Source organism: Streptomyces sp. NPDC026522, from assembly GCF_055567555.1.
On the sequence record NZ_JBVHQF010000008.1, the window covers coordinates 63263 to 75073 of the forward strand.

Below are 11811 nucleotides of genomic sequence, written 5' to 3' on the forward strand. Positions count from 1 at the left end.
TTAGCAGTAATGGCGGACGCGGCGCCTTCCGCGCCTGCATCCGGGAACGGAGCACACCGTGACCACACCTCTGACCACACCTCTCAACGAATCCCTCGAAGGCCGGCGCGCGCTGGTCACCGGCGGCACCAAGGGCACCGGAGCCGCCATCGCCCGACGTCTCGCCCAGGCCGGCGCAACCGTACTGGTGACCGCCCGCAGCCGTCCCGACGACGTCGAGGAGAAGGCGTTCATCGGCGCCGACCTGGCCGTCGCCCAGGGCGCAGCCCACGTAGCCGCCGTGGTGGAGGCCCGGGTGGGAGGCGTCGACATCCTGGTCAACACCCTCGGCGGGTCCGAGGCGCCGGCCGGGGGGTTCGCGGCGCTCGGCGAGGATGACTGGGCCAGGGAGCTCAACACCAACCTGCTGGCCGCCGTCCGCCTGGACCGGGCGCTCCTGCCGCACATGATCACCGCGGGCAAAGGGGCCGTCGTCCACGTCACCTCGATCCAGCGCCGCATGCCGCTGTGGAACGGCACCCTGGCCTACGCCGCCGCCAAGGCGGCCCTGACCACGTACAGCAAGGGCCTGGCCAACGAGGTCGCCCCGCACGGCGTGCGCGTCAACACCGTCTCGCCCGGCTTCGTGCAGACCTCGGCCGCCGACAACCTCGTCACCCGGATCGCCCACGACGCGGACATCACCCAGGAAGCGGCCCTGGGCCGGCTGATGGACTCCCTGGGCGGCATCCCCCTGGGCCGTCCCAACCGGCCCGAGGAAGTCGCCGAGCTCGTCGCCTTCCTCGTCTCCGACCGAGCCTCGGCCATCGTCGGCGCCGAACACGTCATCGACGGCGGCACGACCCCCACCGTCTGAACCCCCCGCCATCCGCAAGGAGCGTCATGCACGACGACCAGCCCCGCACCAGCGCCGATGACACCCTGCCCGAGGTGATCACCCGGTACCTGGAAGCACACCGCACCCACGACACCGCCACCGCAATCACGGCGTTCACCCAGGACGCCACAGTGATCGACGACGGCAACACCTACGCGGGTACCGAGGCGATCGAGGCGTGGCTCGGCCGGTCCGCCACCGAGTTCACCTACACCATCCGCCTCACGAACACCGAGCGGACCGACGCGACCCGCTACCTCGCCACCCACCACCTTGAGGGCAACTTCCCCGGCGGAACGATCGATCTGCGCTACCGGTTCACACTGCGGGGCGGCCTCATCGAACGCCTCGTCATCGAACCGTAAGCCCGGCGTCGGCGAGGAACAGCAGGCCGCCGGTGCGACGAGCGATGGGGAGGGATGACGGCCGGGCGCGCGGGCGGGAACGTCAGTGTGCCGGTCCGGTGAGTTTTTGGGTGCCGAGGACGGCCAGCAGGCCGAGGAGGTCGGCGCTGTCGGTCCCGACCGCTGGGGTGAACCAGAGCAGCCGCTGTCTGCGGTCCTCGCTGAACAGGTTGAGGCAGTTGACCTCGATCAGGCCGAGTGCGGGGTGGACGAGGCGTTTGCGGTCGGCGCGCCGGAACGCCACGTCGTGGTCGGCCCACAGGGCAGCGAATTCGGAAGATCATCGAGCGCACCACCGATCTGTACGCCGAGATCTACGGTGAGCGGGCGCGTCCCACCACCCTCGTGCTGATCGACGAGGTCACCGACGGCGGCTGGGGCGTCGCGGGCAGTGTTCTGACCGCAGCCGTGCTCAACGGCGACGGCTGATCTTGCCCCTCCCCACGGCCGTGTCGCAGTGGCCCTCCAGCGCGACGAGGGCCCCGCTGGCAGCACCCGGGGCTGTACCCCAGGGTTGTCGGAGCGCCCCGGTGCCGACCGGTAGACGGGCGCTCCTGCGGCCCTTCACGGCACGTTAGGAGAGCTTGCCGCCGTAGTCCGGGAGTTTGAAGGTGCGTTCCGCGTGGCCTCCAACGAGGTCGCTCTCGTTGTTGCCGATGTTGGCGATGATCGTGTAGCCGCGGTTCTCGATCTCGGTGCGCTTCGCCGTCTTGTACGCACTGACCTCACCGAACAGGTTGGGCAGGTCGCGTACGTAGAGTCCGGACACCGGGTAGCCGACCGAGGTCAGGTTGTGTTCGGTGAGCGAGTAGAGGATGCCGGGGCGAGCGGTGACGAAGAAGACGGCGGCGCCGCGCGCGTTCGCGTACCGGGTCAGGTCGAGAACGGGGGCGATCGCGGGGGTGGGGTTGGTCCAGAACCAGTGGAAGTCCGTCTCCAGAGAGGAGTTGTCGATGTCGAGGACGATGGCGGGCTTCTCGCCGACGGGAGAGGAATCGAGGCGCTGCTCGACGTAGGGCCGGGCAGAGGCCATGACGGCGCCGACGTCACGTTGCCAGGTCGCGTAGTCGATGCCGAGGATCGCGGCATTGCCGCCGGGAGCCCAGGTGTTGACGGCGGCCGGGGCCTGCGCGGGCGCGGCCGCCACAGCGTTGGCGGCGGTGGCCGGGGCCAGGGCCAGCACGGCCGCGGCTCCGGCGATGCCCATGGCGGTTCGGGCTCTGCGTGTGGGGGTCACAGGTCATACTCCTGGTGGCGGATGGCATGTACGCGATAAGAATCAGTCAGGTCTCCCGTGTTTTCTACTCACCGGTGGGTAATTTTTGGCGACCGCCGGTTGAACGCGCGTGGAATAGGCAGGTGGGTGATCACCCGCTCATAAGGCCTTGGACAGGACGTTCCACGCGTGCCGCCGCGCCTCACCCCTGACCGCGGGATTGCCCTGACGCTGCACCGATCGCGTCACCGCCGTGTTGCCCACTGTCCGTTGGAGGTCGGCCAGACCGGTGGGGTGCGGATCGCCAGCCCTCCGGGGCGCCTTCGGCCGCGCGGGCCGAGATGAGGGCCTCGGCACGCAATGCCGGCAGTGGATGTTCGTGACTGGTAGTCACCAGCTACTTTCGTTGACCTGGATGCCCCGTTTCGGTTACCCGACAACAGCAACTGGACCTCGCCCCAGACTGCGGGCTCCCCGTCCGGCAGTCGCGGAGGACATTCCAGGCCTTCATGCGGGGGAAGACGTGCTCGGCTCGGGCCCCGGACCTGCGAGTGGGACTTCGTTGCGGTTCCCGGCGAGAGGCCGGCCGACCACGACGACCAGGCGGGTGTCGGCGTCGATGACGTCCTGGTGGTTGGTGCAATACCGGTCGTTCTTCGACCCATCGGCGATGGCGTGATCCCGGGTGGGGCGGGGCCAGGGTGCCATCCACGATGAGCACGGCGTCGTTGCCGAACCGCTTGCGGGGCTGGAGGGCGAGCACCGGCCCGAGGTGGTCGGTGATCCGGTCCGCCGCCGACTTGGACACCCCGAACAGCGGGGCGAGCCGCCGCATGGTCAGGATCGTGCGACCGTACTCCGCGACCAACAGCGCGACGGCCCCTGGCCGAGGCCGAGGGGGTCGTCCTGTCCAGGATGTGGGGCTTCGGCGGTGAGCGTCCGCGCAGGGAGGTGCACACCGCTCCGCAGCCACTCCTCGATCATCCGGATGTCGGCGGTGATGGCCTTTCGCCTGCCGAGTGCGCGTCGGTTCTGGTCGGATGCCCGCCAGCGGGCTGGCACCCTGCGGCTCAGTACCGAGAAGGACGTCCCGCCGGCCTTCTTCTGAAGCTTCTGAAGCCCACCGACCACAGAACCACTGACCGGCCTCTTAGGGGCGGAGCATCTCCGTCATGGGCGACCGCGGCGGGATCAGGCCCGGCAGCAGCCAGGGCTGGAAGAGGCTCAGGACCGCGAGTACGAGGAAGGCGGCCCCGACGACCTGCGCGAAGACGGGGCCCAACCGCCACAGCTTCTCCACGAAGATCACCACGGCCACCGCGGCCATCGCCAAGACGTTCATGACGCCCAGCGGGACGAGCACGACCATCAGCCCCCAGCAGCAGCCCACGCAGTACGCCCCGTGGTGCGCCCCGACCCGCAGGTCGCGGGCCCGGGGGCGGAAGCCCGCGTAGCGCACGAGCTGGCCCATCGGGCTCCGGCAGTGCAGCAGGCAGAGGTCCTTCCACGGACTGAACTGGTACAGCCCGGCGACCAGGAAGGCCCCGGCGCCGATCCAGCGCCCGGCGCCCGGGTGCTCGTCCAGCAGGGCCCCGGTCCCGGCGAGGAGCCCGTAGGCGACCAGGCCGAAGGCCGTCCAGGCCAGCAGGTACCCGCCGACGAACTGGGCGGTACGAGCGACCCGCACGACTCCCGTGGGCGACTGGCGCCCGATGGCCCGCGCCCAGGTGAGGGCCACCGGAGCCACCGACGGGAACATCATGGCGATCATCATGACCAGCCACAGCAGCAGGAACAGCGGGATGCCCATGCCCATGGTTCCCGGCTCGACCCCCATGTCACGGGCCTGGTCGACCACCAGCACCCAGGCGAGGAGGGCGATCGCCGCCATCACGGACCAGGCGAAGGCGAGCCGCCGGGCCGACAGCAGGTTCGCCGGACGCAGAGGGGGCGACAGAGCCTTCCGGTCGAGGCGCACACCTCCAGCACATCACGACGGACCTGCGCGTGCGCGCGGGAACGCGTGTACACGGAATACACCTCCTCCGGGTGACCCCTGCGGTGGGACAATCGGGGTGGATACCCGTATTTCCCGGGCGTGGGCCGGCGATGGTTCCCGGGGGCTCTGCCGTCCTCCCGAGACCGACGTCCCGGCACGGTCACGAGGAGGCAGGGAGATGTCCGAGACGACGGCGACCGTTCCCCGGTGGCACGCGGCGGGCGACTGGTTCGACACCTGCAACTGCAACGTGCCCTGTCCCTGCTCGTTCGCCCAGCTGCCCACCCACGGCGATTGCGAGGGCATCCTGGCCTGGCACGTCCGCGAGGGCCGTTACGGTGACGTACGGCTGGACGGCCTGAACGTGCTGATGCTGGGCTCGTTCGTCGGCAACCTCTGGGCCGAGCACACCGACGCGTACGCCGCGGTCTTCGTCGACGAGCGCGCCGACGACTCCCAGCGCGAGGCGCTTCAGATGATCTTCGGTGGACAGGCGGGCAGTTGGCCCGCCGAGATGGTGAGCATGATGGGCGCCGAGATGCGCGGCATGGAGTTCGCCCCCATCGAGATCGAGGTCGCCGACGACCTCGCGAGCTGGCGGGCCGTGGTACCGGGCCGGGTCGAGGCGAGCGCGGTCGCGCTCACGGGACCCAACACCCCGGTGGGTGCGCGAGTCCAGTCGACGAACCTGCCGGGTGCGGAGACCGGACCGGGCCAGGTCGCGACCTGGGGCCGCTCGACGGCGGACCGCGCCGACGCCCACGGCTTCCTCTGGAGCCGCGAAGGGCGGTCCAGCAAGCACATCACCTTCGACTGGACCGGCCCCGACTAGCGCCGTCCCGAGGTCCATACCGCCCCACCCCACCGAGCCCGGGTGGTCATTGCCGGCCCCCTCAACGATGTACGACCGTGCCGCCGCCCGGAGCCGGGGTTCGGAAACCGCACCCCGCCCCGGATGCAGTGCGTGCTCGACCCGTCCGTGCCCAACGCGCCTGCTGCCGGCCCGCAAGGCGGCGAGACCGGCTGGTCGAAGGTCTGGGCGTACTGCCGCGCCTGGCGGCGGAGTTGTGCACCTGATGAGGGTGATGCGCGGTCAGCGTCGGAGCGCATTGTCGATCTCGGCTGCGGCAGTGTCTGCCGTTGCCGGGCCGGTGAGGCCGGCCAGTAGCTGCAAGGTCGTGGCGGCGTCGGACCCGGGGGGCGCGCTGTAGATCATCATGGTCATGTCCGGGTCGTCCGGGGCACGCATGGCGACGTAGTCGAGGGTGACGTCACCGAGTTGGGGGTGGGCGAAGCGCTTTTTGCCGCGGGTTTTACCGCGGACGTTGTGGTCGGCCCAAAGACGGCGGAAGTCGTCGCCGGCGAGGGAAAGCTCGCCGATGAGGCCGGCGAGCTGGGGGTCGTCGGGGTATCGGCCGGCGTCCCGGCGGAGGTTGGCGACGGTGTCGCGGGCTTTGTCATCCCAGTCGGGATAGAGCTCCTTCGATGCCTCGTCGAGGAAGACGAGCCGGGCCATGTTCCGCTCGGCGGCGGGCATGGCGGGAAAGTCGGCGATCAGGGCACGGGCCATGTCGTTCCAGGCCAGGATGTCCAAGCGGCGGCCGACGATGTAAGCGGGGACACCGGTGAGGGCCTGGAGCGCTTGGCGCATCTCCGCGCCGACCTGCTGAGGGCGACCCGGTCGCTTGCGGGTGGCGGTCGGGCGGGCAAGGTTGTGCAGGTGGGCGCGTTCGTCGCCGTCTAGGCACAGGGCGCGGGCGACGGCGTCCAGGACGTCTGAGGAGACGTTCCGGGCGCGGCCTTGTTCGACCCGCGTGTAGTAGTCGACACTGACGCCGGCCAGCAGAGCGAGCTCTTCACGGCGCAGGCCGGGTACCCGCCGCTGGCCGCCGAAGTCGGGGACGCCAACGTCTTCAGGGCTGAGGCGGGCCCGCCGAGCCTGCAGAAACTCACTGAGCTGCTGTGCGCGATCCATGTGCCCAGTGTTACGGATGCCCGAATCGTTTTGCCTGGTCCTGCCAGACCCAGGCAGGGTGGACCCCGGCTGATCGGAGCCCTGGGTGGTCCTGGCATCGGCTTGCAGCATGGTTGTCGTCCACCTAGCGGCACCGCAAGAGCCCGTCACCTGGAGTCCCTCTATGCCGAACACCCTCACCCTCGTCGCCAACTTCGTCGCCAAGCCAGGTCAGGCGGAGCGTCTGCGGGACGCGTTGAATGCGATGATCGTCCCCTCCCTCGCCGAGGAGGGGTGCCTGAGATACCAGCCTCTCAGCGACCCCAACCTTCCGGAGCAGATGGTCATCCTTGAGGAGTGGGTCAGCAGCGAGGCCCTCGAGTACCACTTCACGCTGCCGCACTTCCAGCACGTCGCGAAGGTCCTGGAACAGATCCTCGCAGAGCCCTTCACCTTGCGGAAGTTGACCGACACCGCAGCCTGAGCACTGCGTGTAGAGCCGACGAGGCTGCCTCCAGGGTGATCCGTGCCGCGGGAACCGGTCCCGGGTAGCCGCACCAGGTGGGGTCAATTCACGGCCGTACTCCTGTCACCACTCGCCGCCGCGACACCATCCCCCACGGGCAGCCTGGAAGGGCTCTCCCCATGGCTACCGCGTAGTCGCTCTCCATCGGCCATGCCGTTGCCGACGGCATTCCCCGCAATGTTCTGACGAGCCCGGCCGTCCGCTGCCCATCAGCTCATCCAGCAGACGACCCGAGATGCCGTCGCCCCTCATCAGTACGGCCGGACGTCGCCGATTCCGACGGCGCGGGCGGCGCGGAGTCCTGCGGGACCCGGGGGTGGCATGCGGCGCGGGCGCCGGCTTCCTCCGTACGGGGCCAATGCCGCCCTTCGACTGCCTCGGCGCAGCGGTTCAGCCGGACCAGGACGTCCTCCAGCTCCCGTACCTCCTCAGGGGACCAGTCGGCGACCACCTGGGCCAGGCAGGACCGGTTGACCTCACGGTCCGCGGCGAGCCGGCGCCCGCCTTCGGCGGTGATGCGCAGCTTGCGGGCCATGCCGCCGTCCGGGTCCGCCACGCGCTCGGCCAGCCCGCACCGCAGCAGTGCGGCCGTCTGGCGGTTCACGGTCGAGGTGTCGAGCCCGAAGGCATCGGCCAACTGCCCGATGGACATGGGGCCTTGGGTCTCGATCCGGCTGAGCAGCAGATACGCCGACCGCTCCAGGCGCTCGGGGTCGCGCTCGCGCCGGGCCAGCACCTGGTGCCGCGAGAGGAGCATCAGCTCCCGCTCCAGTTTCTCCAGCACTGCGCCTCCCACTCCTTCCGGCGCTCCATTATCGCGGATCCGTGGACCGGCGGACCGAGGGCGGCCCGCGGACGGCTCCGCGCGAGGGCCCGCCCCGCAATATGCATGATACATAGCATGTGTACTATGCACTCCTGGCTGTCATCCCGACGAGCCGTAGCCTCACCCGGAGGACCCGCATGACCATCACCACGTCCACCGCCTCCCGCGCCGCCGAGATCCTGTCCCGGCCCGTCACGCTGAACGGCCTGACCGTCCCCAATCGCATCGCGATGGCTCCGATGACGCGGATGTTCTCTCCCGGCGGCGTGCCCGGCGAGGACGTGCAGGCGTACTACGCCAGCCGGGCCGCCGCGGGTGTGGGCCTGATCGTCACCGAGGGCACCTACGTCGGTCACGAGTCCGCCGGGCAGAGCGACCGGGTGCCGCGGTTCCACGGTGAGGACCAGCTGGCGGGGTGGGCGAAGGTCGCCGCGGCCGTACACGAGGCGGGCGGCACGATCGTGCCTCAGCTGTGGCACATAGGCATGGTGCGCACGCAGGGCGAGGCACCGTACGCCGATGCGCCTGCCGTAGGCCCCTCCGGCATCCGGGTCGACGGCACCGAGGGGACCGGCAAGGCGATGACCCGCGCCGATCTCGACGACGTCATCGGCGCGTTCGCCGACGCCGCGGCGGATGCCGCGCGCATCGGTTTCGACGGCGTCGAACTGCACGGTGCGCACGGCTACTTGCTCGACCAGTTCCTGTGGGAGCGGACCAACCGCCGCACCGACGCGTACGGCGGCGACGCGGTGGCGCGTACGAAGTTCGCCGCGGAGATCGTGGCGGCGGTCCGCGAGCGCGTCCCGGCCGACTTCCCGGTGATCTTCCGCTACTCGCAGTGGAAGCAGGAGGCCTACGACGCCCGGCTCGCGCAGACCCCGGAGGAGCTGGAGGCCGTCCTGGCCCCGCTGGCGGCAGCGGGCGTCGACGCGTTCCACGCCTCGACCCGGCGCTACTGGCTCCCGGAGTTCGAGGGCTCGGACCTGAACCTGGCGGGCTGGACCAAGAAGCTCACCGGCCGGCCGGCCATCACCGTCGGTTCGGTCGGACTCGACGGCGACTTCATCCGTTCCTTCGTCGGCGAGGGGGCGGCGCTCGGCGACATCGACAACCTCTTGGACCGCATGGAACGCGATGAGTTCGACATGGTCGCCGTCGGCCGGGCGCTGCTCCAGGACCCGCAGTGGGCGGCGAAGGTCCTCGGCAACCGCTTCGACGAGCTGAAGCCGTACGACGCGGCGGCGCTCAAGTCGCTCAGCCGGTAGCCGGTAGCCGTCCGGACGGCTGGTCCGAGCACGCCCCGCGACGTCGGTCCGCCGACGTCACGGGGCGTCTCAGGCCCAGCGCACCAGGTTCAGTGCTCGCAGAGCGAGAATTCTCGTTCGTAGAGCTGCTCATTGTGTTCGTCGACGAAGAACTTGCGTTCCTGCATGAGTTGTTCGCGGAAGTCCTTGGCCTGCGCAAGCGTCATGGTCGAGGTGTCGGACCACGGTTGTTGCGGGGGCACATCGGACGTCGAGACGATCTTTTCCGACGGTTCGACCAGGAAGAACGCGAGAATCTTGCGATGTCCCGGGCGGGTGGGGTCCGTGAGGCGGAACGAACCGACGCGGTGTTGCAGGACGTTCGGGAACGCCAGGCAGCGGCCCGCTGGGGTCGAAGCCGATCCCAGTACCTGGTTCAGTGCGTCCTCGTCCTCCAGGCCGTAGACCTCACGAAGGCCGTTGTCGTCGTTCTGTTCGTAGTGCGGGTCGTCCAGTGCCGCCCGGAAACTCAGCCGGCTTTCGGTGATGTTCTCGCTGTCCCAGTAGTAGATGGCGGTCGAGACGATCCGCTCGTTCAACATCCCCTCGACGTGCCAGGAACCGCCGGGGTACTCGGGCTTGTCCGGGGTGAGATGAATGGTGGCGAGCTTGACGATGACCTGGAGACGGCGACCGCGCAGGTCGACCCGGGCGGATTCATCGGGCAACTCGGGCGGGGTGAAGACAGGGGCGTCCGGAATGGCCGGCCGGCGGTTTTCCCACCAGTCCTCCTGGGCCTCTTCCCACGCATCGATGGCTTCTGCGTAGGCCTGCTTGTCACTGTAGGAGGCCTTGTCCGGGTACTCCGGCTCCGAGTCGTACCACCCGTAAGGATCGGCCTTGATCCGCAGGGGCCGCGGATGGCGCAGATCGGTGAGCACGTTCTCCAGCAACGGGCGCACGCGCGCGAACAAGTCGGGCAGGACGGAGGCCAGTTCGCGATGAGTGTCGGGGTGGACGTTGTTGACGTACGAACGGAAAGCCACGTCGCCGTCGGCACTGACATCGACGTCCGTGGGCAGCCACTGGAATTTGTCCGAGAATTCATACTTCGAATAGTGGTCCGTCGGGTTCTGCCAAGCGCTCTCGGGCGCCCCGCTCACCTCCCTCACCAGGCAGAACAGCGAGGGATGAACCAGATCCAGCACCTGGCCAGCGGATCCGGGATGCCAGTCCATTTCGTCTTCGGGGACCTGCTCCAGAACCCGTACCGCCTCACGCAGCCGGGACCTGAGCTCGTCGTCGACCAACGTGTCCGACTGCCACACTCCGTCGACGGCGGACACCTCGACGCCGGTTCGCGCGTCCCGCAGCGCGGCGTAGTGAAGGAGTTCGGAAAGCACGTAACGAATCTGCGCTTCGGTGAGGCCCTGCTCGACCGCTTCTTGCGTCCACCTCGCGACGATGTCGGCATCGTTCATCTTCTCGAACCACCCGGGCTTCTCCCGGATGAGCGAGCTGAACTGCATCATCTGGAGTTCCCGCAGCGTTCGGGGTGTCGCGGACGGTATGGAACGAGAAGCATGGAAGGGCAGCGGGAAAGCAGACAGGCCAGTCAATTCTCTTGGTCTCCCCGGTCGGTGTGCGGTGGCAGGAAGGATACGTCAGCAGACTGACACCGCAGCCGTCGTCACGGTCATCGCCGGCCCGGGAGCCAGGGCTTCGACGAAGTCGTTGCTATGTCCGGGGCGCGCTCGCGCTCAGAACCCGGCAGGGGGCCTGCCGACGGTACGGGCGCCTCGGTCGGGTTCGTACGGTGCGGGCTCGGCCGTCGCCGACGGGGCGGTCGTGCGGGGCCGGTAGCGCGAGACCGCGACTCCCGCCAGGCAGAGGACTCCGCCGAGCAGGGTCAGCCAACCGGGCACCTCGCCCAGGAGGATCGAGCTCAACAGCACCACGATCGCGGGGACGGCGTAGGTCGTCGCGCCCAGTTTGCCGGCGGGTGTGCGCGCCAATGCGTAGGTCCAGGTGATGAACGCGAGGGCGGTCGGAACCACGCCGAGGTAGACCATGTTCAGCGTCGCGGAGACCGGCGCCTTCGGCAGCTCCGTGACCAGCTGCCCCGCAAAGGGCAGGCAGACCACCGCTCCCGTCATGCAGCTGTAAGCGGTGACGTGCAGGGGCGTTCCGAAGGACAACGCGGGTTTCTGCGAGACGACACCGGTCGCGTAGGCCACAGCTGCGAGCAGGCACAGGACCACGCCGAGCACCGAGGTCGACGCGCCGCCGGAGGACATGGACAGGCCCACGACGACCGCTCCGACGAACGAGACGGCCATGCCGGACAACAGGCGCGGCGGCAGCGCCTCCCCCAGGAGCCGGGCCGCGAGCAGGGCCATCAGGATCGGTCCGGTGTTCACCAGCAGGGCCGCCGTACCGGCGTCGACCAGCCGTTCCCCCCAGTTCAGGGCGACCGTGTAACCGCCGAACCACACCACGCCGGAGATCAGGATGCCCCGCCAGGCCTTACCCGGCGGCAAGCCCTGGCGGCGGATCACCAACAAGGCGGCGAGTACCGCCGAACCGGCCAGCAGACGGCCGAGGGCCAGGGCCCCAGGGGAGTAGGCGGCGCCCGCGCTGCGGATGGAGACGAAGGCGGACGCCCAGGCGAACACCGTGAAGGTGACGGCCCCGACCGTGAGGGCGCTGGGCGAGATGCGGCTCGGGCGCAGGGAAATCATGGGTTCACCCTACCGCAGCAC

The 11811-nt window shown here is 69.4% G+C and carries 11 protein-coding genes and 3 pseudogenes; 6 read left to right on the plus strand and 8 right to left on the minus strand.

All coding sequences use genetic code 11. The features are described 5' to 3' along the window. Positions 1-58 precede the first annotated feature (58 nt). Positions 59-856, plus strand: coding sequence for an SDR family oxidoreductase (locus ACZ4M3_RS21390; protein ID WP_467734874.1), 798 nt, complete (start codon positions 59-61; stop codon positions 854-856). A gap of 26 nt (positions 857-882) precedes the next feature. Continuing rightward, positions 883-1242 carry a nuclear transport factor 2 family protein gene (locus tag ACZ4M3_RS21395; RefSeq protein WP_467734876.1) on the plus strand — a complete coding sequence of 120 codons (360 nt, stop codon included), beginning with the start codon at positions 883-885 and terminating at the stop codon, positions 1240-1242. An 82-nt stretch (positions 1243-1324) separates the two neighbouring features. Here ACZ4M3_RS21395 and ACZ4M3_RS21400 read toward each other — a convergent pair. Then, positions 1325-1561, minus strand: a pseudogene (locus ACZ4M3_RS21400) (MmyB family transcriptional regulator); the annotation flags it as partial. On the opposite strand from ACZ4M3_RS21400, the gene ACZ4M3_RS21405 reads away from it, so the two are divergent. Continuing rightward, positions 1552-1710, plus strand: a complete 159-nt coding sequence (locus tag ACZ4M3_RS21405; RefSeq protein ID WP_467735466.1) for a tautomerase family protein — start codon at positions 1552-1554, stop codon at positions 1708-1710. The pseudogene ACZ4M3_RS21400 and the gene ACZ4M3_RS21405 overlap by 10 nt on opposite strands. Before the next feature lie 145 nt (positions 1711-1855). Here ACZ4M3_RS21405 and ACZ4M3_RS21410 read toward each other — a convergent pair whose 3' ends face one another. From ACZ4M3_RS21410 to ACZ4M3_RS21420, 3 genes and pseudogenes are all read right to left on the minus strand, one after another. Continuing rightward, positions 1856-2488 (minus strand): HAD family acid phosphatase, encoded by a 633-nt coding sequence (locus tag ACZ4M3_RS21410; RefSeq protein ID WP_467735468.1) that lies wholly within the window; start codon positions 2486-2488, stop codon positions 1856-1858. 487 nt (positions 2489-2975) lie between these two features. Then, positions 2976-3470: pseudogene (locus tag ACZ4M3_RS21415) on the minus strand (transposase family protein); the annotation flags it as partial. Between the two features lie 177 nt (positions 3471-3647). Then, positions 3648-4475 (minus strand): DUF2182 domain-containing protein, encoded by an 828-nt coding sequence (locus ACZ4M3_RS21420; RefSeq protein ID WP_467734878.1) that lies wholly within the window; start codon positions 4473-4475, stop codon positions 3648-3650. Positions 4476-4674: 199 nt separating this feature from the next. On the opposite strand from ACZ4M3_RS21420, the gene ACZ4M3_RS21425 reads away from it, so the two are divergent. Then, on the plus strand, positions 4675-5328 hold the full coding sequence (locus tag ACZ4M3_RS21425) for a DUF1326 domain-containing protein (RefSeq protein ID WP_467734880.1): 654 nt from the start codon (positions 4675-4677) through the stop codon (positions 5326-5328). Between the two features lie 261 nt (positions 5329-5589). On the opposite strand, the gene ACZ4M3_RS21430 is transcribed toward ACZ4M3_RS21425, so the two are convergent. Beyond that, a complete protein-coding gene (locus tag ACZ4M3_RS21430) occupies positions 5590-6471 on the minus strand; it encodes a helix-turn-helix transcriptional regulator (protein WP_467734882.1) in 882 nt (293 codons plus the stop codon). Positions 6472-6634: 163 nt separating this feature from the next. On the opposite strand from ACZ4M3_RS21430, the gene ACZ4M3_RS21435 reads away from it, so the two are divergent. Then, complete coding sequence (locus tag ACZ4M3_RS21435) at positions 6635-6934, plus strand: putative quinol monooxygenase (RefSeq protein WP_467734884.1); 300 nt, start codon at positions 6635-6637, stop codon at positions 6932-6934. A 391-nt stretch (positions 6935-7325) separates the two neighbouring features. On the opposite strand, the pseudogene ACZ4M3_RS21440 reads toward ACZ4M3_RS21435, so the two are convergent. Beyond that, positions 7326-7733: pseudogene (locus ACZ4M3_RS21440) on the minus strand (MarR family winged helix-turn-helix transcriptional regulator); the annotation flags it as partial. A gap of 206 nt (positions 7734-7939) precedes the next feature. Here ACZ4M3_RS21440 and ACZ4M3_RS21445 point away from each other — a divergent pair. Then, positions 7940-9070, plus strand: a complete 1131-nt coding sequence (locus tag ACZ4M3_RS21445) for an NADH:flavin oxidoreductase (protein WP_467734885.1) — start codon at positions 7940-7942, stop codon at positions 9068-9070. Between the two features lie 89 nt (positions 9071-9159). Here the strand turns inward: ACZ4M3_RS21445 and ACZ4M3_RS21450 are convergent, their stop codons facing one another. Further along, positions 9160-10710: a DUF4246 domain-containing protein gene (locus ACZ4M3_RS21450; RefSeq protein ID WP_467735470.1), complete on the minus strand. Its 1551-nt coding sequence runs from the start codon at positions 10708-10710 to the stop codon at positions 9160-9162. Between the two features lie 99 nt (positions 10711-10809). Beyond that, positions 10810-11790, minus strand: coding sequence for a DMT family transporter (locus ACZ4M3_RS21455; protein ID WP_467734887.1), 981 nt, complete (start codon positions 11788-11790; stop codon positions 10810-10812). Positions 11791-11811: the final 21 nt, after the last annotated feature.

Coding starts and splice junctions, on each gene's coding strand:
- ACZ4M3_RS21425 (WP_467734880.1), top strand. CDS start 4,675: ATGTCCGAGACGACGGCGACCGTTCCCCGGTGGCACGCGGCGGGCGAC.
- ACZ4M3_RS21410 (WP_467735468.1), bottom strand. CDS start 2,488: ATGGGCATCGCCGGAGCCGCGGCCGTGCTGGCCCTGGCCCCGGCCACC.
- ACZ4M3_RS21455 (WP_467734887.1), bottom strand. CDS start 11,790: ATGATTTCCCTGCGCCCGAGCCGCATCTCGCCCAGCGCCCTCACGGTC.
- ACZ4M3_RS21430 (WP_467734882.1), bottom strand. CDS start 6,471: ATGGATCGCGCACAGCAGCTCAGTGAGTTTCTGCAGGCTCGGCGGGCC.
- ACZ4M3_RS21395 (WP_467734876.1), top strand. CDS start 883: ATGCACGACGACCAGCCCCGCACCAGCGCCGATGACACCCTGCCCGAG.
- ACZ4M3_RS21445 (WP_467734885.1), top strand. CDS start 7,940: ATGACCATCACCACGTCCACCGCCTCCCGCGCCGCCGAGATCCTGTCC.
- ACZ4M3_RS21435 (WP_467734884.1), top strand. CDS start 6,635: ATGCCGAACACCCTCACCCTCGTCGCCAACTTCGTCGCCAAGCCAGGT.